Source organism: Candidatus Uabimicrobium helgolandensis (assembly GCF_041508025.1).
GTDB lineage: Bacteria > Planctomycetota > Uabimicrobiia > Uabimicrobiales > Uabimicrobiaceae > Uabimicrobium > Uabimicrobium helgolandensis.
Genome location: NZ_CP165719.1, coordinates 4,897,467 through 4,920,826, shown reverse-complemented (window position 1 = coordinate 4,920,826; position 23,360 = coordinate 4,897,467). Strand labels below are relative to the sequence as shown.

Genomic DNA, 23,360 nt, shown 5'->3' with positions numbered 1-23,360 from the left:
TTTCCGAGCCCGAGTCCGTTTCCGAAAACTTTCTAAAGATGGTAAAAAAACAGAACTTTTTACGAATTGTAACAATGCTTACTTTCTTTGATTAAAAGCTTTTAAATCGGGCTCGGAAATGGGCTCGGGCTCGAAAAAACACTTTGAATGATGACAGGCCCTAATAACTAAGATAGAAAATACAAGATTGATGATACATATCGCAAACTCTTGTATTTTCTCTCTGATACAGTAATCTATTTTGTAGTTTGTTTGGAACCTTTGTAATCCTCATAAGCAAACCAAGCAGTGATCAAAGTAGCAATGATACCTATGATTAGAAATATCTCTAGTAATGCCCCCCAACCGTGGTCTTTTACAATGCTACCACCTTGCCAGAGGTAAAGAGCAGATGCCCCATAACCAGTAGCATCTATTATGCCAATAAGTAGACCGCAATGGATTCCTCCAAATTCTACCGAAAAAATACTCATTGGAAGGTAGTAAGCAGGAGCAACGGTTAAACCAAAGAAAAACAAAGTGACAACGGCTATAAAAAATTTAGCAGAATTAGATATATCAAAACCTGGTAAGTATAGGAGTATTGAAATACAAATGCACGTCAAAGTCAGTAAACCTCCTAACAAAGCAATTCTACCTTTTCGCGTAACACTATCGTAGACAAAACCACCCCCAATTAAAGCGATTAAGCAACCTGCGGGAAAAATTGCCGAGGTTATAGTGGCATAGCCTTTTGGAACATCAAAAGATTGATCGATATAAAGAGGGAGTAAGATAATAAATTCCATTAATACTGTGGTGCACATTAAACTCAAACACATTAACCAAAATCGCCCACTTGTAGCAAAAGTAATAAGAGCTTGTTTGATATTTGCACCATCCATTGGGTGATTTAGATTTGCATCTTCCGCCTGTTTAGCTTTTTTTGGCTCAACATCACTTAACCCAACATCTCGAGGATGTCCTTTTAAATAGAAGAAAATCAGAAATACTGTCGCAAGCCCAATACCACCAGCAATACAAAAAACATAGTGCCAGTCTAATTTAGACAACAGATAGCCTAAAAATATAGCCGAAAAAACCGCACTTAAACGCGAACTTGTAGATATAATTCCCCAAACTCTTCCAAATTTACTTGAATGGTACCAATTTGAAATTAAATTAGCCATCGCTGGCCAACCTGCTGCGGCGGCAAGTAACATAACGAAGTTAAGAGTGGCAAACATAGCAAAATAACTACCCGTACTAAGCGCGATAGTGATAACTGCTGTAATCATAAGAGCCATAAGGTAAACAATTCGACCTCCTAAGCGGTCAGCAACCGCTCCAGTAAGAAGTTTTCCGGTAACCATACCAATGGTTCCCCAAAAAGCGATCTTACTAAATGTGTCTTCATCAAACCCAAGTTTGGGATCCTTAATCATTTCTGGACTACAGGCCGAAATAGCTGTTCTACAAAGAATAAATGCCATATATCCAATGTACATAGAACCAAGAATTTTGTATTCCCATTTTGTACGTTGTTCAACTAAATTATTTTGCGTAAGATCAGACATTTTCTCTCCCAAATTTAGGTAAATAAATCATGAATCGTATACTACAATAATTATATTCGGTATACAACAGGCGAACATTATGCTAAGAATATTTTTGAAATCTAAATTTTAGCAAAAAGTAGAAATAATGACCAATTCCAATTTTGACTATCTTTGTTGAATACTAATCAATAACAGTTTTAAATATCGGCATATGACGCATAAATATTTTGCTAATATCGCGACATTCATTCAAACTCGCAAGTTTTTCCTTAAACATGAATAGACTTTTATAGAATTTTGACATCTCTTGAATGTATCCAGGGTTTTTGACATTGAGCTTCAAAGATTTCTTTATGTGTTCTAAGCTTTTTTTTCGGTCATTCAAATTGCCACTTTTTTTGTACTGTTCGTCGTAATAATCTGCCAATAAGAAATACTTATAAGATTGTTCAGGTAACCGATCTACTTGTTCTTTGTTAACAGTTCTTATGTTATTTTTGACTATCATAAATTCATTAAATTTTGTTTTTAGAACAATTTCCGCGTATCTTTTTCTTATTTGTCTAGAATATCGATCTCGGTCCAAAGGTGTATAGTTATGAGAAAGTTCAAGAAAAAGGTCCATAAATAAGACCTTGTCTTTGTCTAAAAATTTACGATTCCTTATTACATCAATACAAAACCCCCATACTGTTTTAGCTATGTCAGCTTTAAGATACATCGTTCGTTCCTGGTAACTATGTTCGGCGACAAACCTCAAAGATTTATTCATTTTTACAAGATGTTCTTTCGACCAGTAATCTTGAAACAAGCGAAGCGACTTTAAATTCGACAAAACTAAAATAGCTTTTTTTTCGAGAGTATGATTAAAAGTAACTTTAGTTAGTCTATCAACAATAGTTTTTCCATTATCCATTTGAGATTTTTTGTCGATGATGCCTCGTAATTCGGTTATTTTATTAGCTAAAGTAGTCACTTTCACTTTAAGTTCTTCAATTGCTTGTGTTTTATCCTTTATTTTTTTTTCGTAGCTAAGAATATTTGCACTTCCAGAAGAAAAAGTAAGGTTTATCAGAATCATCAACAACAAAAAACCACTACCATAGGCGATGGTTACAATTCTTTGCTTTCCTTTTTTGCTTATGACTCTTCTATCTAAACGAGCCTCAATTTTTTCACCGCCAAGAAACCTTTCGAGATCTTCTGCCATATCTCTGGAATTCAAAAATCGAAATTCCTTGTCTTTTGCCATGGCTTTAAGACATATTTTTTCTAATGAATCAGGAATTAAGTTGTTTAGTTCCCTCGGAGGAATTGGATCTTCGTGTATTATTTTTTTTAAAACGACTAATTGCGAACCAGAGAATGGAATCCGGCCCGTCATCATTTCATACATGGTTGCTCCAAGTGCGTAAACATCTGTTTGATGATCAATGTGTTTTTTGTTCCCCTGCACTTGCTCAGGAGGCATATATGCTAACGTTCCGATCATCGAACCTGTTTTTGTTAGGCGATTATTATCTTTTACCTGGACTGCTAATCCAAAATCCATAATAACAGGTTCACCGCTTTTAGAGATCATTATATTTGCAGGTTTTATGTCGCGGTGGATAATATTTTTTGAATGCGCATATTCAAGAGCTCTTGCAATTTTTTCTACGATTTTTGCAATTCGCGAAGAAGACATTTTTTCTCTAATACAATCTGAAAGTGGCTTACCTTCGATGTATTGCATACTAAAATAGTAGTTGCCTTTTTCTTCCCCTATATCAAAAATCTTGATTATATTTTTATGCCTTAGCATTTTCATGGCACTAACTTCTTTTTGGAAACGTTTTACTCCTACCCTACTTTCTGCCACACTCTGCAACATTTTTTTTATCGCCACTTTTTGCCCATTATGATCTTTTGCTAAGTATACCGATCCCATCGCTCCCGATCCGAGAAGTTTTATTATTTCATAATTGCCAATTTTACTTCCCATTTCTGGACCAGAAATACTTGTAGATAAAGAAAACATTTTTTCCACTTCTGGGTTTTTGGGCTCTTTAATTGTCGGTTCTTTGATTGTTGTTTCTTTGAAGGCTGCTTGTTGTTGGCGAATAAATAACATTTGTTGCTTTGTAACGTTATACTTTTGCAATATTTTCAGCATAGGTATTGCTTGTTTTCTACTCGAAAAGTGCTTTATAACATTAATAATTTCATTCTTCTCTTTGTAGTTAATAAAATCATTACGGTAAGCAATATCCACGATGTCGAAATAATCTTTATAATTCAAGGGTTCATCCTCATAAACGTTACAATTAAGTGATGTCTGAATTAATCACTACTTTACTTATAGCGATTAAATTTAGGAAATAATCGCTCGCGAATTTTCAACTCTGCGGCAATGACAAAGACATCGATATCGAAATCTGGATCTTCATCGTTGTAATCGTTGAACTCTATTGTGTAACGATTTGAAGAATTATCTAATTTTTCTACTTGTAGCCCATCAACATACCAATTAATATCATCATAGTTAGGCAACTTATATTTTGTTACGCCTAAAAAAACTAATTCGTATATATGCATTTCTTCACTTCGCGAAAAATATATAGTTACTGTATCGCTATTATTATTAGAGTCCTTTACTGCTTCATACCCGTCCCAATCCGTTTGTGAAATATAAATTTGATCGAAAGAAAACGCCGTATCACCTGAATCTATTTGTTCATTGTCCACTTGTGTTATTGTCGTTTGTAGTTTTTCTTTATCTTCGCGAGTAGGAGAAACGTTTTTATGATAATTACTCGGTATCATATCAACAACAGGTTTTACCTTAGGTCCCATTTGATTTAATATTTTTAGAGAAGAGTATCTTAAATCGGCATTATTTTGCACAATATCTAGCAATTCGATAACTAACATTTTATCTTGTTGAACACTGGCTGTTCTTTGTGGAAGTAATGTTTCTAACATTTTCATTACGATATTCTCGCATGCGCTTTCTTGTTTTAAGTAACGAACAAGTTCCAAGGATGCGTCCATTTTTTTTAACGCTAATAAAACCAATTCTTCTATAGAATTGTCATTTTTTGCTGCACGTACTAAATGTGGAATTGATTCTTTTTGGGGATTTTCTATCAATGCTTGAATAACCCAAGGTTTTATCGGGCTTTGTTCTTTTTGCAATACACAATATAATTTTTGATTGGTTTCAAGCAACCATTTTTTTCTTATAGCTGTTATTTTAACAAATGTTTCCATAAACTGTTCGTTTGGAAAATGTTCAACTAGTTCAATTAGATGATCAACAGACTCAGGAGCTGGAGATTTATCTATTTCCTTTATTACCAAAGAAATAAATTCGGGCATTTGTTGTAACTTATCAAAGGCTTTTTTTTTCGCGACTAAGTTGTCAGAAGAAATTTGTTGGTACAAGATAATTGATTTCCCTTTGTCATTTGACATGATCCATTTAATAAAATTCATCGAAACTCCTTACATTATCTACAATAGCGCGTCCGAAGTTATCTTCCTTATAATCACCATTCCCAATAAAACAAGAAAAGGTCCAAAAAAGCGAGTAGCTAAATCTTGTGCATCTTCTAGTACAAGTGTACGCAAAACTAATCTACGGGTTGTAATTTGTGGATATATCATATTTCAGAACCTTTAACAAAATACCAAATAGTTCTCTATCGGCAACATCTCTTTTGTAAAGAAGATGATTGCAGCTGAGAGCTTAGCTAGAATTTATCATCTTTTAGTAAAATCTACTTCTACCTATTTATCAAATGAAATAAATTTGCTATGAATTATTTGGAGGATATATTACGTTCCTTTGGAGCTGAAGTCAATGGCATTGAGATATCAATGTAAGAGCTTTTGTCTTTTACTTGTTGAGACTCGCGATATTTATAGGTGTCTAAAATTTGGTATGAATTATTTGGAGGATAGTAAGTCAAAAAGGAATAGCTTTTTGACTTACAGTGATCTAAGTTAATTGTATTACTTGTGCTCAATCATTATCTACGATAGAATCACAGCACGCCTAAACCAACAACTTTCACATTGTCTATACACTAGTATCCGTGATTATGATTGTGGTTGTGATGATCATGATTATCATGACGATCATCGCGATGATTACGACGATCTTGTCGCATATCTTGGCGGTGCTCATGACGATCTTGACGCATATCTTGGCGATGCTCATGTCGATCTTGGCGCATTTCTTGACGATGACGACGATGGCGCCGGCAACTAGATAACAGTGCTGTGGTTAAGAGTAAAAAAATAATAAGTATCGTTAATTTTTTCATTTTATTTACCTTTTCTAGAATATTTAATTTCTACGAGAAGTCTAAAAAATATCAGATTTAACAACAATAAACAACTGCTTCTAATTTATATAGTGTACACTTAGCAATATACTTGGTCAAAAATTATATTTTATCACTCATAAATTATACCAAAATATTCTTAACTTCAGACAAATAGAGACTAAAACTAAGGAGTTATTATATGAAAAAAACACCAACAATTTTTAAGCGTGATCCACAAAATATGAAAAGTTTATTAAACGAAATTAATCCTAATTGCGAATGGGTATTTGCAGGAGAAGGTGTTGCTACCCGTAAATACGATGGTACATGTGTCAAAATTGACGATGGACAATACTTCAAACGGCGTGAAATTAAAAAAGACAAGAAGGCTCCTGATGGATTTCAAGAAGAGACATTTGATGTAAATACTGGTAAACGAGTTGGATGGATAAAAATAAATCCACAATTAGAAGAAAATAAGTGGCATATGGAAGCGTTTGATGATTCTTTAGAAGATGGTACTTATGAATTAGTTGGTCCTAAAGTACAAGGGAATTTGGAAGAATATAGTCAACATACATTAGTAAAGCACAGTAGCGCTGAACAGTATCAAAATGTTCCAAGAACTTTCTCCGAAATTGCCAAATGGTTCGAAGACAAAAATATTGAGGGACTAGTCTTTCATCACCCAGATGGACGAATGGCAAAAATAAAAAAACGCGATTTTGGTCTAAAAAGATAATTATTCAAATTATTATAACTTTTTCCTTCCAAATACTTTTATACTCTTTCCTTTTTATTTTTTCCATTAAAAACGATTTACCAAATCTCGGTTAACCGGATAGCCTTAATAAACGCTTGAGCGTAGTACTTCGAAAATTGTAAGCTGCGTTCTTAGGAGGGAAAGCGGGGGCAACTCCGCCGACCTATCCGACGATTCAACTGTAATCACGGCACATCAACATAGTGCAGGTGCAATAAAAAAAAAGATCAAAGCCAAGCAATAGGAAAAAGTAGCGGAGGATTTAGCACAAAAATACATGCTATATGTGATGCGTTAGGGAACCCTACAGATTTCTCTTTGACGACAGGGCAAGTACATGATTTAGTGGGAGCAGATATTCTATTACCTTCTATCAAAGCTAAAGCGCTACTTGCTGACAAAGCTTACTATGCAGAAGAACGCGTTATTCAAAAATTAGAACAAAGAGATATTATTGTTGTGATTCCTCCGAAATCTAATATTAAAAAGCCAAAAGAATGCGATAGCCACCTTTATAAATCTCGCCATCTGATAGAAAATCTATTCTGCAAACTCAAGCAATATCGAGCTATTGCTACGCGGTACGACAAAACTGCTCAGAATTTTTTAGTGGCTGTATACTTAGTTTCTTGCATTATTTGGCTTCATTAGCTTGAATGATGACAGGCCCTAATATCCTTTATCGTAAAAATATAAACTCCAAACGATATTTCCCTAGTTTGATAAAATTTTCACCACTTACCATTTAATTTTTTTATTTTGGCAATTATCTTGTTTTTTTGTACAGAAGGTGCTAGAGATAAAGCTTTTTGCCAATCTTTGATAGCGAGCGAATAGTTTTGCATCAAAGAATGAAGATCACCTCTTTTATCGTATATTTCAAAAGAGTGCATTGTTATTGCTTTATTGTAATCTCTCAATGCTTCTGGGTACATTTTAAATTTATGATAAGCAAGCCCACGTTGATAATAATTAACTTGGTAAGGTTTTAATTCAATCGCTAAAGTTGCTTCCTTTATGGCCTCTTCAAATAGTCCAATTTCATTATACAAAGAAGCGAGATTTCTATAGCTTAATGCGTTTTTGCTATCGATAGAAGATGCTTTTTTGTAGTCTTCAATAGCTTTAGAATACTGCTTTAAATCGCAATATATATTACCTCTATTGATATATGACGAAAAATAATATGGATTGAGATCTATGGATTTTGTGTAATATTTAACAGATAATTTATATTGCTTTAAATTTCCGTATGTTATTCCTAGAGTATAATAAGCACGCGCATATTTATCATTGAGTTCAATGGCCTTTTGGCCATTTTGTAACGCAATTTCGTACTGTTTTCTTTCGAAATACATGCTGGCAAGATCACAGTATATTTCTGCGGATATAAGTCCTAAATTAATTGCTTGTTCTAAATCAGTAACTGCTCTACCTAACTTTCTTGATTTAAAAAAAATAACCGCCCTTTCGCGATAAGCTTTCGCAAAATTCGGTTGAATTTCAATCGATTTACTCAGTTGACGTAATGCCTGTTGCGGTTTTTTCAAGGTGTTAAGTAATAAAGCAAACTGATAACGATATTTAGCATTAAGAGGATCGAGTTTTATTGCTTTAGAAAAAACAGTAATTGCTTTCGTGTATTCCTTTAATTCACACAAAGATAATGCTTTAGCATATAAAAGCGTTGCGTCTTCATCAATTTTTCCTTTGTTAAAATACAAAATAGCTTTCTCATTATCTCCTAATTGTTGGTAAAGAACACCGATATTACGGTAAGTAATGTCTGAATTAGGATCTAATTGGATGTGTTTTTTAAAGTCTTTAAGCGCTTGACGTTTATCCTGTTTGTTATCTCTATTTCCGTAAACAACACCACGTAAAAACGAATACTCTTTTGCATTTTTTAGATAAGCAGATTTATTAAAAGCAGAGTATAGTGGTTGTGATATTTGCCTCTGAGAAAATAAGTCTTCATAGTCACTCATCAATATATTGTGAGTAAATTTATTCATTGCTTCGTTTAAGATATAGAGCTCACGGTTAATTGATTGAAGTTTTTTTTCTTTTGCTACAGAATACAAATTAAATACAAAGAGTAGCATTGCAATTATCGAAATAATGCTAAAAAGTGCTTTATTGTTTCTAATAACATGTTTTAGTTGATCAAAATAAGTGAATTTTTTAGCGATGATGGGTTTATTGTGCTTTAGATTTTTTAACTCTTTTGCTAACTGTCTCATATTAATATAACGTTTTTTTAAAGACCGCGACAAGCATTTCATACAAATCGCTTCAAGATAAGGCGAAATTTCAGAATTGAGTTCTCGCGGGCGAATGGGATCTTTATCTTGGATTTGCAGTGCTATATTAATGTGCGATGTTCCTTGGTACGGAGTACGGTGAGTGAGCGCTTCGTAAATGCAAACTCCAAGAGAATATATATCACTTTGGGCAGAAAACTTTCCTTCTATTTGCTCGGGGGACATGTAGAGCAAAGTTCCGATCATTTCACCTGTTTTTGAATGCGTTTTTTCATTATCATCTACATATTTTGCAACGCCAAAATCCATAATCTTTGCTTGTTTTTGTTTGTTAATAATTATATTTGATGGTTTGATATCGCGATGAAAAATACCTTTACCGTGAGCTTCGTGAAGACCTTCACATATTTGCATTGCAAAATCAACTATCTCATCATGAGTTAGGCATTTTTGAGTGATTTTTTGTTGTAAAGTTTCCCCTTCTACATATTCCATGGCAAAAAAAGGTTGAGGTAAGCAACCATATTCATAAAAAGTGACAATACTTGGATGCTTTAATTGCGCCATTGCAGTATATTCGCGCTTAAATCTTTCTAAAGAACCTTCTGTTGTCACCTTTAAAGCAACGTATCTTCGTAGGTGAGAATCATATGCTTTATAAACAACTCCCATTCCTCCGCGACCTAACTCTTTATCTATCTTATAACGCGTTTTTGTATCCATTGTTATTAACCTTAACTCCCCTACCAGCCAAGATTCCCAAAATCTACCTCGTCTTCATCACTTTCCCCGTCTTGACACTCATCTATTATTTTAGGAGCAACATGAGGCTTTGGTTTAGTTTTCGATTCTGGATGCAATAAACCATCAACTATTGCCATGCATTCACTAGCCTTTGGGCGATTTATTCCTTTTTTTTCCAAACAGCCATTTATTAAATCTATTACTTCATTTGCAATAGAAATTTTTTGATTTTTTTGTAAAGGAACAGGAGGTTTAAAATTGATTTTCATGATAAGCTCTGGTATCGATCCTCCTTCAAATGGATACATTCTAGTTACAAATTGATACATCATAACCCCCAAAGACCAAATATCCGTAGCGCATGTTGCCTTACCATCAAATGCTTCAGGAGCTGCATAGAAAGGCGTGTATCCACCATCAAGGGACTGCAAAGATTTTGAATCATAAGACATCTTAGATGTACCAAAATCAGATACTTTTAAAACATTGTCGTGAATAAGCACATTTGATGGCTTTAAATCGCGATGAATCATACGGTCTGGTTGTAAAGAATGCGCAGCGTCTAATGCTTTTGCGATTTGGTATATCCATAATAATACATCTTTTCCTTCGTAAGATTTTTTCATGCGTCCACTAAGTGTTCCACCACTACAATATTCAAGAGCAATATAAGGTGTAGTAACACAGTGGTCCACTACTGAAACTACATGAGGAGACATATTCAAGCGCGCTGTTAGTAGCACTTCTTGGGAAAAAAGCTGCCCTATTTTTGCTTTTGCTTCCTTTTTCATTTGCTCTTTGCTTTTACCAGAATCAGATTTTCTCTCGTCGATATAGTTTGTTAAGAAGTTATCAGTAGGGACTTTAAGGGCGACAATGCGCTTAGTTTTTATTTCTAAAGCTTTGTATACTTTGCCAAATCCTCCTTGCCCAATGCTATGTAAAATGCCATAGCTTTTCATTACGCGAAATCGCGAAGAAATGGCTTTCCATTTCTTGCTTTTTTCGCTGCGACATAATATATTCTTATCAATTTCGCGTTTAATCAGTTTTGAGAATATTTCATGGCTCGAAAACTTGTCGCCGCTTTGTAATTCCCATTTTTGCTCTCGCGATAGTATTGCCATTAGAAATCCTTTATCTTCTTACGAGCATTATTAAGAGAATTACTTAAATGGGCCAAGGCATTAAAGCGTTCGCGATCAAAAAAAATATGTGTTCCTCCAAAATCACCAAACTTAATAAAAAGCCCTGATTTTTTATATTTCAAATACGCTCTTTTAAGAGATGAGTTGGCAAGAAATCCGACAAGAATTAGGTATAAAGACCAAGTAAACATTTTAAATGTTAAACTAATGTAAGGCTGTACGATAGTGTAAGACTTAATATCATCTAGAAAAGCCACTTCTATATTTAGCTCACCAGTAAACGGAGTAATAGTAATGTCTCCAACGCGCTGGTTGGTAAGAAAATAGAAATTATAAACCTTTATGAACATTCCAAATTGTCCTGACATCCCTGAGGTTACAAGAACTTCATCAGATCCAAGGAAAGGTTTTATTAATTTTTTTATAGCACTTTTATTGCCCTCACTTGCACTTTGAATAATCTCTTTTAGATCATTCACTTTTTTAATTTTAATAGCTCTTTTTTCTTTCTCAGGACCTTGTTTATTTGACTTAGAGCTTTCTTTTTTTTTCTCAGGTGGTTTTGCTGGCTTTTCTTTATTGGTGCTCTGAGCTTTTTCTGTCTTTTCTCCTTTACTTTTTTCAAAAGAAAACTTTGGTTTTACTATATCTTTTAGAGTATCCTTAACTGTCGCATCTTCAGTATGGTCAACTTCTAAAGAAAACTTTACTTCTTCATTTTGGGTATCATTATCGGTATTTTTATTTTCGTTTTCTGACATTTTACTTCCCTATACTAACCATTATTTCGCCATTTTGTAATGCAACAATGAAATCGCAATCACTAAACGGTGTAAATGAAACGTGTGTAATTACATCTTCAACAGTAACTTCATCATACACAGTTTGAGAATTAAGATCTAATATACGTATTATTTTACTTTGACCTCCACTAATTAGATATCTTCCATCAATAGATATGCCTAAGTCAAAGATTGTTTCCTTAGGAGCGCAAATTGTGTTTAGAGTATTTTTGTCTAAATCATATGCAACAACCCCTGCAAGATTCGTTGCTAAAAAAATGCGGCCATCTCGCCCGAGTTTCATATTATTTACTGTAAAGGGAAATTGTCCAAGATTTTCAATTGAAAAATTATGTAAATTACAAACAAATAACTCATTGTTCTTTGTTAGTAAAAAGGCACGACGACCATCATAATTAAAAACAATTTTTTTTATTACAGCAGGAAAGTCAATTTCTTGCGCCTCCCAAATCCAATCATGTTGAAGTCTAAACAACGAACCATCTATCTGTGCAAGAGTGGTTGCCCCCAAACGCGACATCGCTATTTTGTGAATTTTTCCTTCTATTGTATACTTTAGGTTTTTGTTATGTAACAACTGTTTATTACTTACAATAACAAAATCTGTAGTGAATGTGCTATTTTCAAAAAAGCTGGTCCCTTTTGTACTCTGGTATTCTTTAAATGCATTATTAAATATCAATAATTGATCATTCGTATCTATAAAAAAAGCTTCTTCAGTGGAGAAAAAAGCTTTTATAGGTGTTTTTACTTGAAAAAATTGACGCATAAAACTATGTTTTTTTGTAGGAAAAAACCTTACTTTTTCTTGTAATTGATTAAGAGCATTTAAATATAAATACTCGCCGTGTTCAATCGCATAAGTATCTGGAAATCGGACCGTCGAAGTGAATGACAAATTTAAGTTTTGTTGTTTGTAAATATGATCTGTCAGCGTTTTGTAGCCATTTAATTCAAATAATAGATCTATTTTCATCTGTTTTTGTTCTAATTGTTGCCATTTGATATTTATATTTAAATCGCAAAACAGATTCGATTCAATATTCTTTAAAGATGTAATATGAGATGTTGTCAAAAGAAAGCGTTCAAAAAAATCTTTTCTTCTAGGTTGTTGATTTTTTAGATTATGCTCTTTTACAGTTAAACGTTTTATTTTGAAATTTTCAGGTGTCACTTGGCGCTTATCAGAATCAAAAATCAAAATAGCAATAAACAAAGCAACCACATAAGGCCATTTTACGGCTAAAGACAAAGAAGGGAAATGGCGTTTATCAACACTTTTTTCCCATTTCGAAACGAGAGCTTCTGGAATTTGCGAAAATTCCCAAATCTTTTCCGTTGTATATCCTAATCCTCCTATGTAAAGTAAAATAAGTCCGAGCACCATTACAGGAGTAAATGACAGAGATTTCTTAGGATCTAAAAATACTCCTGTTTCTTCTAAAGCGCGCTGTAAAACCGCTATAATCATAAAAAATAATACACATAAAAGGATGTTGCGAAGTGGATTTTGAATTTCCATCCGCACTAGGCAAAATAATAAAAGTACAGGAGCGATAATCCAAAAGAAAGATTGAAAAAAAAGCACTATTTTAAATATAAATGGAAGACTGTGATCATTTTGGTCAAAAAACTCATAAGCTTTTTGCCAGCGTTCATCATAAATAATTGTTACCAAATATATAAATACTGTAATAAATACAGCGGGGATAAAACCAATAAATTTCATATTAACCTCAGTTATTTCCTGGCTTTCATTATAAAATATAGCGGAAATGTAAAGATGACAATTGCTAATCCAATGAGCGATTCGAAAAAATTATAATAGCAAGTATTTATCGCTAATCCCACGGAAGACAATGTAAAAAATATTGGCACCCACGGGTAAGCCCAAGATATAGCAAGCTTTTGAGGATTGTTTTTACGGACAATTATAACCGCGACTCCTGCAAGTGAAGTGAACAGCAGTCCAGTAAACATAACATAGCTAAACAAAGCTTCGTAACTTCCCTGTCCTAATACAACTAAACAAATAGACCACAAAGCTTGTACTAGTATAAAACTATGTGGCGTGCCATATTTTTGATGTAATTTCGCTGGCAAAATAGGAAATAGTTTATCTTTCGCCATAGCAAAGTAAGCACGCGGACTTGCAAAGATCAAACCGTTGAGTGTACCTAAAGCAGAAATAACAATAGCCATTGAGATAAAAGAACCGCTATTAGGTATTATAATATTCATAACAGTGTATGCAATTTGCTTTTCTTTTTGAATTTGAGTCACTGATAGAGTCGTTAAGTATACAACATTCACAAGTAAGTATAAAATAGTAACAAGAATCATACCTGCAAGTAAAGAAATCGTAATTGTTCGCGAAGTATTCTCCACTTCTTCTGCGGCAAAATTCAAATTGTACCATCCTGAAAATGTCCAGAGTATAGGAATCATTGCCAATGAAAAGTTTGAAAATGATGGTGGATTCGATAGTGAAAATACCAATGTCTGAGACTTTGAACTTGCGAAAGCAGTGGCAATAAAAGCAATAATGGTAATAACTGATAACAGTGTGAGAAGTAGCTGCATTATGGTACTAAAGCGCGCACCAATGTAATTGACATAAGTTAAAAGTGCTATTGCAATCATCGCTGTTATTTGACCGCCACTTATTGAAAAAAAATACAGATCAAGTAAACTACTACTGGTAGACGGAAATAAATTACCAAAGTAATATGCAAAGCCCATTCCAACTGCGGCAATAGACCCACACTGTAAGACTAAAAACAATACACAACCGTACCAAAATGCCATAAGCTCGCCAAAAGCTTCGCGTATATAGACATATAATCCCCCGACTTGGGGCAATAGAGAAGACAACTGGGCCATAGTAATAGCACCTGTTGTTGCGACAAGACCTCCGACAACCCAAGCAACTAAAATCCAAGTAGGTGAATGTATATAATTTGCAATTTGTCCGGCTGTAAGAAATATGCCTGTTCCAATGATAATACCAACTACCATTGACATGGCACTACACACCCCCATTACTTTGTAAAACTGTTTTTTCATTTATTATCTCAAAAAAATTCGGGAAATCTAAATAGAACGGGAATTAGGTTTTTTTTATATGATTACTATTCTAAAAATATTATAATTATAATTCAATGAGTATCCTACAAAAATATGGGAAATCGCGTAGTTGCGCATTGCTAAATACCAACACTTACCTATAAAAGAGGAATCAATGGACAGCAAACTTAAATTTGATCAGTTAGGACCTTACAAGATTATAGAAAAGATAGGTTCCGGTGGAATGGGCATTGTCTATAAATCTGAGCACACTGATTCTAAGAAAATTTTTGCCGTCAAAGTTTTAAATATCACTAAAAAAATAGAGCGCAGTACTATTGAACGCTTTATTCGAGAAATAAATTTAACTGCTCGCTTAGACCATAAAAATATTATCAAACTACATGATAAAGGAGTAGCGAATAACTCGATTCCTTATTTTGTGATGGATTTTATCGATGGAGTAACCTTAACCGATTTTTTAAACTACGCACCTGATCATAGAACTCTAGTTCGTATTTTTATAAAAATAGCAGAAGCGATATCTTACGCTCACCAACAAGAAATAATTCATCGCGATTTAAAACCTGCAAACATAATGATTGACAAAAGAGGAAAACCGATAGTCATGGATTTTGGTTTAGCAAAATCATCAATTAACGAAACACTAACAGCGACAGGTGTTGTTATGGGTAGTATGCACTATATGTCTCCTGAACAGGCTGATGGACAACGACGTAATATTGATAATGTAAGTGATATTTACTCATTAGGTGCCATATTGTATTACTGTTTAACCTCACGGCCACCTTTTGTTGGAAGCAACTCTCCTGAAATTATGGCTAAAATATTCAATCAAATTCCAGTAGCGCCACACAAAATCAATAAAAAAATACCTGGGGCGTTATCTGCTATCTGTTTAAAAGCTTTAGCGAAAAAAAAACACGCGCGCTATCAAAATGCAGAAGAATTTAAAGAAGATTTACAAAATTTTATCACCAACAAGAAAATATCCACGTCATTAGTCACAACATTAATGTGGCAACCTACCAGGTGGATAAAAACCAATAAATGGTTAACTATATTAAATATAATTATTGTGATTATAATCATTTTTATCTACCAAAGATAAAAAAGTCACATCTAAACACTACTATTTTATGAGGTGCTTTATGCCAAAACTCAATCAAATACTGGCGATAGAAAAAGGTATTAGAAGTCGCGTTACTGGTGCTGTTACTAAACTAAGAAAAATGGTCCTAAAACCTGCTTTACTCAATGGTTTTAGCAAAAACTATGAAAAAAAAGATGAAGATGGTGACAGTTTTCCTCCTGAAAGTAATAAAGTACAGCTTATTGCCAGTGAAGCAATTACCGATTTAGAAAAACACTTAACTGAATTGCTAGATATTACCTTGACTAAAGATATGGCAAATTGTAGTGCGATCGCTGATATAGTCGTTGATGGCAATGTCATTATGGAAAAAGTTCCAGTAACTTATTTGCTATTTCTAGAAAAAGAATTAGGGAATCTACAAAGTTTTGTTGCGCAAGTTCCCGTGCTAAATCCAGAAGACGATTGGTTTTTTGATGACAACAGCAATCTATATAAAACTCAAGCGACATTAACAAGTAAGACCAAAAAAGTACAAAAACCAATTGTTTTGTATGATGCAACTAAAGAACATCCGGCTCAAACACAGATGATTACAGAAGATATTGTAATAGGGCACTGGAGCACTGTTAAACAAAGTGGTGCACTTCCAATGCCAAAGAAAAAACAGATACTTGAACGCATTGAACAACTAAACAAAGCTGTTAAATTTGCGCGTGAAGAAGCAAATTCGATAGAAACGAAACAACAGTATATTGCTAATAAAATTTTTAAGTTTATATTAGATAAATAGTGAGATATAATAACAGTAGAGTACAAGCTTAAATTCAAACTCAAGTTTAGAAAACAACAAAGTGTAGGTATAAATACCACCTTTATTGTTTTTGATAAGTTCAAGTTATTACTCTAAGTTTAGCATTCCTATGGCTGAGCACGCGACACAAGTAGGCTATTTTTCTGAGGCAAGGGTTCGAATCCCTTCTTTTGCTCCAAAAAAGAATCACAAAATAAGCAAAAGTAGCTTAGAGGTAGAGCGCAGCGATACAATTTGACCTACATTGTTTAAAAGCGTGTGACTTATGTGTTTTCAAAGCGTATTTTCAGCAAAATCATAGTACAGATACTGACGACATCATCAGGAGGCAGAAAGAAGGATACTCCTTTTGCTCCCCTACTAATACGTCAAATCCGCTTGGGGGACGAAGCATCATTTTATCAACTCATTCATCAACGTCTTGAGTGATACGGGTGCTTCTCCCCCATATTTTTTCAAAATAAACATTTCCACAACAAAGCACTCCACTAACTTTCAAAATCTCAAATAAAAGTCATTTATAAAAACCACATAATTTTGAATAAGGACCAAAAATGAAATATTTACATACAATGGTTCGCGTCAAAGATATTGACCGTGCGCTAGACTTTTTTGTCAACAAGCTAGGTTTAGTTGAAGTAAAACGCAAAGAAATAGAAGCAGGTCGCTTCACTCTTATTTTTTTAGCTACTGCTCCTGGAGAACCAGAGTTAGAATTAACCTATAACTGGGATCAACAAGAAGAATATAGCAGTGGGCGTAATTTTGGCCATCTTGCTTACTCCGTTGATAACATTTATGATACTTGTCAGCAACTTATGGATAAGGGAGTTGAAATACTGCGTCCTCCTAGAGATGGCTATATGGCTTTTGTAAAATCACCTGACAATATATCTGTCGAACTACTTCAAAAAGGCGAAGCTCTACCGGTAGCTGAACCATGGAAAAGTATGGAAAGCAAGGGTTCTTGGTAATTTTGCCACATACCTAACGTTTTTGTTGCTTTTTCCAAACGTATCGAGTAAGATTTCTCATCTTCAGATAAAATCTTTTCAAAAAAGGACATAACATGACAACATCAAAAATTATCTGGACAAAAATCGATGAGGCACCAGCTTTAGCTACATATGCACTATTTCCGGTTATTAAGGCATATACGAAAGGTTGCGATATTGATGTCGAGACCAAAGATATATCTCTTGCTGGTAGAATTATCGCCAATTTTCCAGATCAACTTACTGATGAACAAAAAATAGATGATTTTTTAACACAGTTAGGTGAGTTAGCAAAAACTCCAGAAGCGAATATTGTAAAGCTCCCAAATATTAGCGCTTCCATTCCACAATTGCAAAGTGCAATTAAAGAACTACAACAACACGGTTACAAAATTCCTGATTATCCAGAAGAACCAAAGAATGATGAAGAAAAAGAACTTCAAAAGAGATTTGCGAAAGTTCTTGGTTCTGCTGTAAATCCTGTTCTTCGCGAAGGAAATTCTGACAGACGAGCTGCAAGTTCTGTAAAAAAGTTTGCTCAAAAAAACCCGCATCGCATGATGAAAGATTGGCCAAACGATGGGTCAAAATCTTATGTTGCCCACATGAGTGAGAAGGACTTTTTTGCAACAGAAAAATCAACAACCATGCCAGAAGCCGGTAACGTAAAAATTGAGTTTGTGGCAAGCGACGGTACGAAGACAACTTTAAAAGAGTCTGTAACACTGCAAAAAGATGAAGTTATCGACACTGGAGTAATGAATATTACAGCGCTGTGCAAGTTTTTTGCAAAAGAAATTGCTGCAGCAAAAGAACAAGGTATTTTGTTTTCTTTGCACCTTAAAGCAACGATGATGAAAGTTTCTGATCCTATTATGTTTGGACATTGTGTTTCTGTTTTCTATAAAGAAGCTTTAGACAAACATGCTGATGCATTAAGAGGGGTAGGTGTCAATTTAAATAATGGTATCGCCGATGTCTATGCAAAACTCGATCGTCTTTCTGAAGATAAAAGAGCTGAAATCGAGGCTGATATTAATGCTGTGTATGAAAAACAACCAGCACTCGCGATGGTAGACTCACGCAAGGGCATTACTAATCTACATGTACCAAACAATGTTATCATTGATGCCTCTATGCCAAATGTTGTTCGCGACGGTGGCAAGATGTGGAATACAGATGACAAGTTGCAAGATACAGTAGCGGTTATTCCAGACCGTAGTTACGCAACGATGTATGCTGAAATCCTCGAAGACTGCAAGAAAAACGGACAATTCGATCCTTCGACAATGGGAAGTGTTTCTAATGTTGGTTTAATGGCACAAAAAGCAGAAGAGTACGGCTCCCACGATAAAACATTTGAAGCGCCGGGTAACGGTAAAATTTCTGTTGTAGATGGTAGTGGTAATGCTGTTATTGAACAAGACGTAGAAACTGGTGACATTTTTAGAATGTGCCAAACCAAAGACGCACCAATACGCGACTGGGTTCGTCTAGCAGTTAGTCGTGCAAAAGCCTCTAAATCTCCAGCCATTTTTTGGCTAGACGACAATAGAGCTCACGATGCTGAAATTATCAAAAAAGTGAATCAATATTTACCCGAACACGATACTGCAGGTTTAGACATTCAAATTTTAAAACCACAAAAAGCAATGGAGTTTTCTTTAGCGAGAATTCGTAAAGGAGAAGACACTATTTCTGTAACAGGAAACGTACTTCGCGATTACTTAACTGACCTATTCCCAATATTGGAATTAGGCACAAGCGCAAGAATGCTTTCTATTGTTCCACTTATGAATGGTGGTGGTTTGTTTGAGACAGGCGCAGGAGGTTCTGCACCAAAACACGTAGAACAACTTGTTAAAGAAGGTCACTTGCGTTGGGATTCACTAGGTGAATATTGTGCGCTAGTTCCTTCATTAGAACTCATCGCAGAAAAACACAACAATGCTAAAGCGGGTGTTTTGGCTGAAACACTAGACCAAGCAATCAGCAAATATCTTGAGAATGGAAAATCCCCTTCGCGCAAAGTTAACGAAATAGACAATCGCGGCAGCGCCTTTTATCTTTCTATGTACTGGGCAGAAATGCTTGCACAGCAAACCAAAGATACAGAGTTACAGGCACGTTTTGAAAAAGTCGCAAAAGAGTTAAGTGAAAAAGAACAGCAAATCAATGCAGAACTTCTTGAGGCCCAAGGAAAGCCAGTTGAGTTAGATGGTTATTATCACCCAAGTCCAGAAAAATCAAATGCTGTAATGCGTCCAAGTGCGACCTTGAACGCTATTATTGATGCTATGTAATTGAAAAGCACAAAACTCTAAATTAGCGTTATTACATTAATCTTTAAATCAATTTAAAATGTAAAAATCGCTATTTTGTATGTTCTCTCACGAGAACTATGTCACATAGAAAGCGCAACTGTAAAAATGATACAGTTGCGCTTTTCTATGTGAAATAATAACACCTAAATCACATCTTTTCCAACCACACCGTAATTCATCGGAGGTAAAATGATTTTTTCCAGTATTGTGTTCGGCTTTATTATTGGGTTTTTACCTGGACTTATGGGCGGAGGCGGTTCTATTATGTCAGTGCCCATTTTTATCTATGTGATGACATTTAGTGTCAAAAGTTCTATTTGTATGAGCTTGGTCGTTGTTGGATCTACAAGTTTTATCGGCGGAATTCGTTACTGGAAATTGGACTGTATTCATTTTCGTATTGTATTTATTTTTGGCACTGTAGCAATGATAGCGACCTATGGCGGCGCTCAAATCTCTCATTACCTAAGTGACGGACTACAACTAGTTTTATTCTCCATAACAACTCTTTTCGCTTCTTATTTCATGTTTACTAGCAAAGCAACAACCAACAGACACACCAAAGATTCCTTACTTAAACTTGTCATCTCAGGTGCATTTGTTGGGACATTGTCAGGTTTAGTTGGTGTTGGTGGAGGTTTTTTGATTGTACCGACATTAGTGCTCTTTGCAAAACTCCCTATGAAAGACGCGATAGGAACCTCGCTATTTATTATTAGTATGAACTGTACCGCAGGCGTTTTCGGGTATATAGATAAAGTTGATATCGCTTGGGACGTAACCCTACTTTTTACATTGTTTGCTACTATCGGTATTTTTATAAGCACTCATCTTGTGAAATATATTTCGGCACAACACTTAAAGAAAAGTTTTGCTGTATTTGTCTTTGCGATGGGAATAGTCATTTTTTTGACTAGTGTATTATAAGTGAGCTCACAAAAATAACAATCTATTGAATGCACGGTATTTAGAGGAAAAATAATTGAAAATAAATAATCTTAACGAAATGGATAACTATGATGATATATACATATCATCACACTTAGACGATGTCGGTTTTTCATGTCCGACCTCTATTTTAAATGCGCCAAAGAACAGGAGAATACTAGTTGTAACAATTTTTTCTGAAGGGAAAAGCGCTGACTGCCCTAAATTTCTTGCGCGCCAACAAGAGGAACACAATGCCTCTATTCAAGGAGGTTACGATTATATTTTCGCGCAATTTAATGATATTCGCAAAAGTAAAGTAATTTCCCACAATGGTTTAATTTGGAGTGAATTAACCGAAACGCAGCTAATAGAAAGTGTTCGAGCTTGGTTGGTAGAATTATTTGATATAGCGAAACCTAAAACCGTTTTCGTTCCCATTGGTGTAGGTCGTCATATCGATCATAGAATAACGCATATTACTTGTAACGAAGTTCTAATAAATAGTAATATTGAAGTTTGGTACTACGAAGATAGGCCCTATGCACTCGTTCCTCAATCCACAGAAGTTTTTTTGAGAGAATTGGGATACCAAGTGGATGTTCGCTTTGAAGTATTCCTAGATAACTTGTTTACTTCGGGATTTTTAGGACGTTCGAAACCAAAAGTTCTTGAGCAAAGAAAACAAGATTATAACGATTTTGTAAAACGCATTGCCAACCAAGAAACAACAAAATCGATAAAAAGCAGTAGATTTATTTACTCCGATAATTTAGAACAAGTTTGGAAAATCATTTCTTGTTATAAATCGCAACTAAAGCATTTTATTGGTGGTAAGGAAACTTTTTTTCGAGATTGCCGTATTATTGCTATTGACCAAGGACGTGATGAAGTTTATTGCGAAAGACAATGGCAATTGTAAGTTTGAAACTCAAATCTTGGTTGTTGATATACCCAATACAAAATGTGTAACATGTTACAGTAACAATTTTACTTGTAGCCATTCTGATAGGATAAAATAGTGGAAAAAATAATTACCTTTCTAATGCTAATTATCGGGGTAATTCATTTATTACCTCTTAGTGGTGTAATGAGTAGTAGTCAATTAGAATCTTTATATGGAATTAAGATACAAGACAACAATCTAGAGATTCTTATGCGTCATAGAGCAGTACTTTTTGGTATCCTAGGAAGTTTTTTTGTTTATGCTGCTTTTAAACCAACCATTCAACCAATTGCCTTCATCGCCGCTTTTTTAAGCATCGCATCTTTTTTATGGCTATCGGTAAGCGTTGGTAATTTTAATGCACCTATTTATAAAGTAGTGATTGCTGATATTGTTGCAGCGATTTGTTTAGTTGTAGCGGTTATCATCTATTACTTAAAAGCATCGGCATAAAGCAAAAAGGAATCAATATGCAAAAGAAAAATCGTTTACTCGCCATTGATTGGCTACGCGGTCTTATTATGATTGTAATGACTATTGATCATGCATCTATGGCATTCAATTCAGGACGTCTAGTGACAGACTCGATTTTTTTATACAAAGCAGGTACCGAGTTAGCAGTAGATCAATTTTTTGTGCGATGGATTACTCATATTTGTGCTCCTGGTTTTTTATTTTTAGCAGGTATTTCGTTGGCACTTAGTATAGAAAAACGTATTGCACGCGGCGAGTGTCCACGTGAGCTAGACAGCTTTATTATAAAAAGAGGTATTTTGCTTATTGCATTCGATGTGCTATGGATGAGCCTTATCGTCAACGGAATTGTTCTCCAAGTACTTTATGCTATTGGTTTTAGTTTTATATGTATGCCTTTGTTGCGTCGTTTATCAAATAAGTGGTTATGGATCATTTCTCTCTCAATTATTATTGGTGGAGAAGCAATTACAGGATTAATCTACAAAACTATTGGCGTGAATATTATTTCCAGTTTACTTCTTTCAGGAGGAATACATCAATACTTTCTCGTCATTTATCCACTATTACCATGGTTAGCAATTATGATCATTGGCTGGATTTTAGGTCGTTCATTTTTAGAAAAAGAACAAAATCCTAGCAAATTCATATTATTGGGAGTTGGGGCGCTTATCTTTTTTAGCATTGTACGTTCAATTAATAGTTATGGTAACTTTTTATTATACCGCGAAAACCACTCTATTGTACAGTGGCTACATGTTAGTAAGTATCCGCCAGCAATTACTTTTATTTTTCTTGAGCTAGGAATCATTGCCATTCTTTTAGGTGGATTTTTATACTTGCAAAAAAAAGAATATATCACCACTATTCTCAAACCATTGCAAATTTTAGGGCAAACAGCACTGTTTTATTATTTGTTACATATGCACATAATGGTGTGGACAGCAAAGTTTTTTGGTATGAAAGGTACACAAGGTTTAACCGCAACGTTTATTTCTACTGTGTGTGTCATTGTTATATTATTGCCTTGTTGCTACATGTACAGACAACTAAAAATTAAATACAAAAATTCATGGTTACGTTATGTATAAATAGGAACTATAATGCGCTAACCTCCTTAACTAAAA

Annotated in this window: 18 protein-coding genes and 1 pseudogene; 10 read left to right on the top strand and 9 right to left on the bottom strand. The window is 34.6% G+C overall.

Annotated elements, in window-relative coordinates; genetic code table 11:
• Positions 1-236 precede the first annotated feature (236 nt).
• The 4 genes from UABHE_RS17975 to UABHE_RS17960 all read right to left on the bottom strand — a co-directional run bounded on the left by UABHE_RS17975 (position 237) and on the right by UABHE_RS17960 (position 5,848).
• Positions 237-1,556: an MFS transporter gene (locus UABHE_RS17975; protein WP_372364617.1), complete on the bottom strand. Its 1,320-nt coding sequence runs from the start codon at positions 1,554-1,556 to the stop codon at positions 237-239.
• 163 nt (positions 1,557-1,719) lie between these two features.
• Positions 1,720-3,819 carry a serine/threonine protein kinase gene (locus UABHE_RS17970; protein ID WP_372364616.1) on the bottom strand — a complete coding sequence of 700 codons (2,100 nt, stop codon included), beginning with the start codon at positions 3,817-3,819 and terminating at the stop codon, positions 1,720-1,722.
• 53 nt (positions 3,820-3,872) lie between these two features.
• Positions 3,873-5,015, bottom strand: a complete 1,143-nt coding sequence (locus tag UABHE_RS17965) for a hypothetical protein (protein WP_372364615.1) — start codon at positions 5,013-5,015, stop codon at positions 3,873-3,875.
• A 593-nt stretch (positions 5,016-5,608) separates the two neighbouring features.
• Complete coding sequence (locus tag UABHE_RS17960; protein ID WP_372364613.1) at positions 5,609-5,848, bottom strand: hypothetical protein; 240 nt, start codon at positions 5,846-5,848, stop codon at positions 5,609-5,611.
• A 202-nt stretch (positions 5,849-6,050) separates the two neighbouring features.
• Between UABHE_RS17960 and UABHE_RS17955 the strand changes: the two genes are divergently transcribed.
• Entirely contained in the window at positions 6,051-6,593 is a 543-nt protein-coding gene (locus UABHE_RS17955; protein WP_372364612.1) for a DUF5565 family protein, read from the top strand.
• A gap of 193 nt (positions 6,594-6,786) precedes the next feature.
• Positions 6,787-7,265, top strand: a pseudogene (locus UABHE_RS17950) (IS5 family transposase); the annotation flags it as partial.
• Positions 7,266-7,345: 80 nt separating this feature from the next.
• On the opposite strand, the gene UABHE_RS17945 reads toward UABHE_RS17950, so the two are convergent.
• The 5 genes from UABHE_RS17945 to UABHE_RS17925 are packed head-to-tail and all read right to left on the bottom strand — an operon-like array spanning position 7,346 to position 14,639.
• Positions 7,346-9,601 carry a tetratricopeptide repeat protein gene (locus UABHE_RS17945; protein ID WP_372364611.1) on the bottom strand — a complete coding sequence of 752 codons (2,256 nt, stop codon included), beginning with the start codon at positions 9,599-9,601 and terminating at the stop codon, positions 7,346-7,348.
• A 20-nt stretch (positions 9,602-9,621) separates the two neighbouring features.
• Positions 9,622-10,749 carry a serine/threonine-protein kinase gene (locus UABHE_RS17940; RefSeq protein WP_372364610.1) on the bottom strand — a complete coding sequence of 376 codons (1,128 nt, stop codon included), beginning with the start codon at positions 10,747-10,749 and terminating at the stop codon, positions 9,622-9,624.
• The gene (locus UABHE_RS17935; protein ID WP_372364609.1) at positions 10,749-11,531 is read right to left on the bottom strand and encodes a hypothetical protein; all 783 of its coding nucleotides are present in this window, start codon (positions 11,529-11,531) and stop codon (positions 10,749-10,751) included. The genes UABHE_RS17940 and UABHE_RS17935 overlap by 1 nt, the downstream gene beginning before the upstream one ends.
• Position 11,532: 1 nt before the next feature.
• Entirely contained in the window at positions 11,533-13,302 is a 1,770-nt protein-coding gene (locus tag UABHE_RS17930; protein WP_372364608.1) for a hypothetical protein, read from the bottom strand.
• Between the two features lie 11 nt (positions 13,303-13,313).
• The gene (locus UABHE_RS17925; RefSeq protein ID WP_372364607.1) at positions 13,314-14,639 is read right to left on the bottom strand and encodes an APC family permease; all 1,326 of its coding nucleotides are present in this window, start codon (positions 14,637-14,639) and stop codon (positions 13,314-13,316) included.
• Positions 14,640-14,814: 175 nt separating this feature from the next.
• Between UABHE_RS17925 and UABHE_RS17920 the strand changes: the two genes are divergently transcribed.
• The 8 genes from UABHE_RS17920 to UABHE_RS17885 all read left to right on the top strand — a co-directional run bounded on the left by UABHE_RS17920 (position 14,815) and on the right by UABHE_RS17885 (position 23,324).
• Complete coding sequence (locus UABHE_RS17920) at positions 14,815-15,771, top strand: serine/threonine protein kinase (protein WP_372364606.1); 957 nt, start codon at positions 14,815-14,817, stop codon at positions 15,769-15,771.
• A gap of 40 nt (positions 15,772-15,811) precedes the next feature.
• A complete protein-coding gene (locus tag UABHE_RS17915) occupies positions 15,812-16,546 on the top strand; it encodes a hypothetical protein (protein WP_372364605.1) in 735 nt (244 codons plus the stop codon).
• A 575-nt stretch (positions 16,547-17,121) separates the two neighbouring features.
• Positions 17,122-17,541, top strand: a complete 420-nt coding sequence (locus UABHE_RS17910) for a VOC family protein (protein ID WP_372364604.1) — start codon at positions 17,122-17,124, stop codon at positions 17,539-17,541.
• Positions 17,542-17,636: 95 nt separating this feature from the next.
• A complete protein-coding gene (locus tag UABHE_RS17905) occupies positions 17,637-19,865 on the top strand; it encodes an NADP-dependent isocitrate dehydrogenase (RefSeq protein WP_372364603.1) in 2,229 nt (742 codons plus the stop codon).
• Between the two features lie 210 nt (positions 19,866-20,075).
• Complete coding sequence (locus UABHE_RS17900; protein ID WP_372364602.1) at positions 20,076-20,813, top strand: sulfite exporter TauE/SafE family protein; 738 nt, start codon at positions 20,076-20,078, stop codon at positions 20,811-20,813.
• Positions 20,814-20,868: 55 nt separating this feature from the next.
• Complete coding sequence (locus UABHE_RS17895) at positions 20,869-21,735, top strand: PIG-L family deacetylase (protein ID WP_372364601.1); 867 nt, start codon at positions 20,869-20,871, stop codon at positions 21,733-21,735.
• Between the two features lie 99 nt (positions 21,736-21,834).
• Positions 21,835-22,212 (top strand): phosphopantetheine adenylyltransferase, encoded by a 378-nt coding sequence (locus tag UABHE_RS17890; protein WP_372364600.1) that lies wholly within the window; start codon positions 21,835-21,837, stop codon positions 22,210-22,212.
• A 17-nt stretch (positions 22,213-22,229) separates the two neighbouring features.
• The gene (locus UABHE_RS17885) at positions 22,230-23,324 is read left to right on the top strand and encodes a DUF1624 domain-containing protein (RefSeq protein WP_372364599.1); all 1,095 of its coding nucleotides are present in this window, start codon (positions 22,230-22,232) and stop codon (positions 23,322-23,324) included.
• The last annotated feature ends 36 nt before the right edge of the window (positions 23,325-23,360 follow it).

Bases quoted from the DNA above. Each gene is read 5' to 3' on its own strand.
- UABHE_RS17925 (WP_372364607.1), bottom strand. From the start codon at position 14,639: ATGAAAAAACAGTTTTACAAAGTAATGGGGGTGTGTAGTGCCATGTCA.
- UABHE_RS17920 (WP_372364606.1), top strand. From the start codon at position 14,815: ATGGACAGCAAACTTAAATTTGATCAGTTAGGACCTTACAAGATTATA.
- UABHE_RS17900 (WP_372364602.1), top strand. From the start codon at position 20,076: ATGATTTTTTCCAGTATTGTGTTCGGCTTTATTATTGGGTTTTTACCT.
- UABHE_RS17885 (WP_372364599.1), top strand. From the start codon at position 22,230: ATGCAAAAGAAAAATCGTTTACTCGCCATTGATTGGCTACGCGGTCTT.
- UABHE_RS17960 (WP_372364613.1), bottom strand. From the start codon at position 5,848: ATGAAAAAATTAACGATACTTATTATTTTTTTACTCTTAACCACAGCA.
- UABHE_RS17940 (WP_372364610.1), bottom strand. From the start codon at position 10,749: ATGGCAATACTATCGCGAGAGCAAAAATGGGAATTACAAAGCGGCGAC.
- UABHE_RS17935 (WP_372364609.1), bottom strand. From the start codon at position 11,531: ATGTCAGAAAACGAAAATAAAAATACCGATAATGATACCCAAAATGAA.
- UABHE_RS17975 (WP_372364617.1), bottom strand. From the start codon at position 1,556: ATGTCTGATCTTACGCAAAATAATTTAGTTGAACAACGTACAAAATGG.
- UABHE_RS17945 (WP_372364611.1), bottom strand. From the start codon at position 9,601: ATGGATACAAAAACGCGTTATAAGATAGATAAAGAGTTAGGTCGCGGA.
- UABHE_RS17910 (WP_372364604.1), top strand. From the start codon at position 17,122: ATGAAATATTTACATACAATGGTTCGCGTCAAAGATATTGACCGTGCG.
- UABHE_RS17965 (WP_372364615.1), bottom strand. From the start codon at position 5,015: ATGAATTTTATTAAATGGATCATGTCAAATGACAAAGGGAAATCAATT.
- UABHE_RS17915 (WP_372364605.1), top strand. From the start codon at position 15,812: ATGCCAAAACTCAATCAAATACTGGCGATAGAAAAAGGTATTAGAAGT.
- UABHE_RS17955 (WP_372364612.1), top strand. From the start codon at position 6,051: ATGAAAAAAACACCAACAATTTTTAAGCGTGATCCACAAAATATGAAA.
- UABHE_RS17930 (WP_372364608.1), bottom strand. From the start codon at position 13,302: ATGAAATTTATTGGTTTTATCCCCGCTGTATTTATTACAGTATTTATA.
- UABHE_RS17905 (WP_372364603.1), top strand. From the start codon at position 17,637: ATGACAACATCAAAAATTATCTGGACAAAAATCGATGAGGCACCAGCT.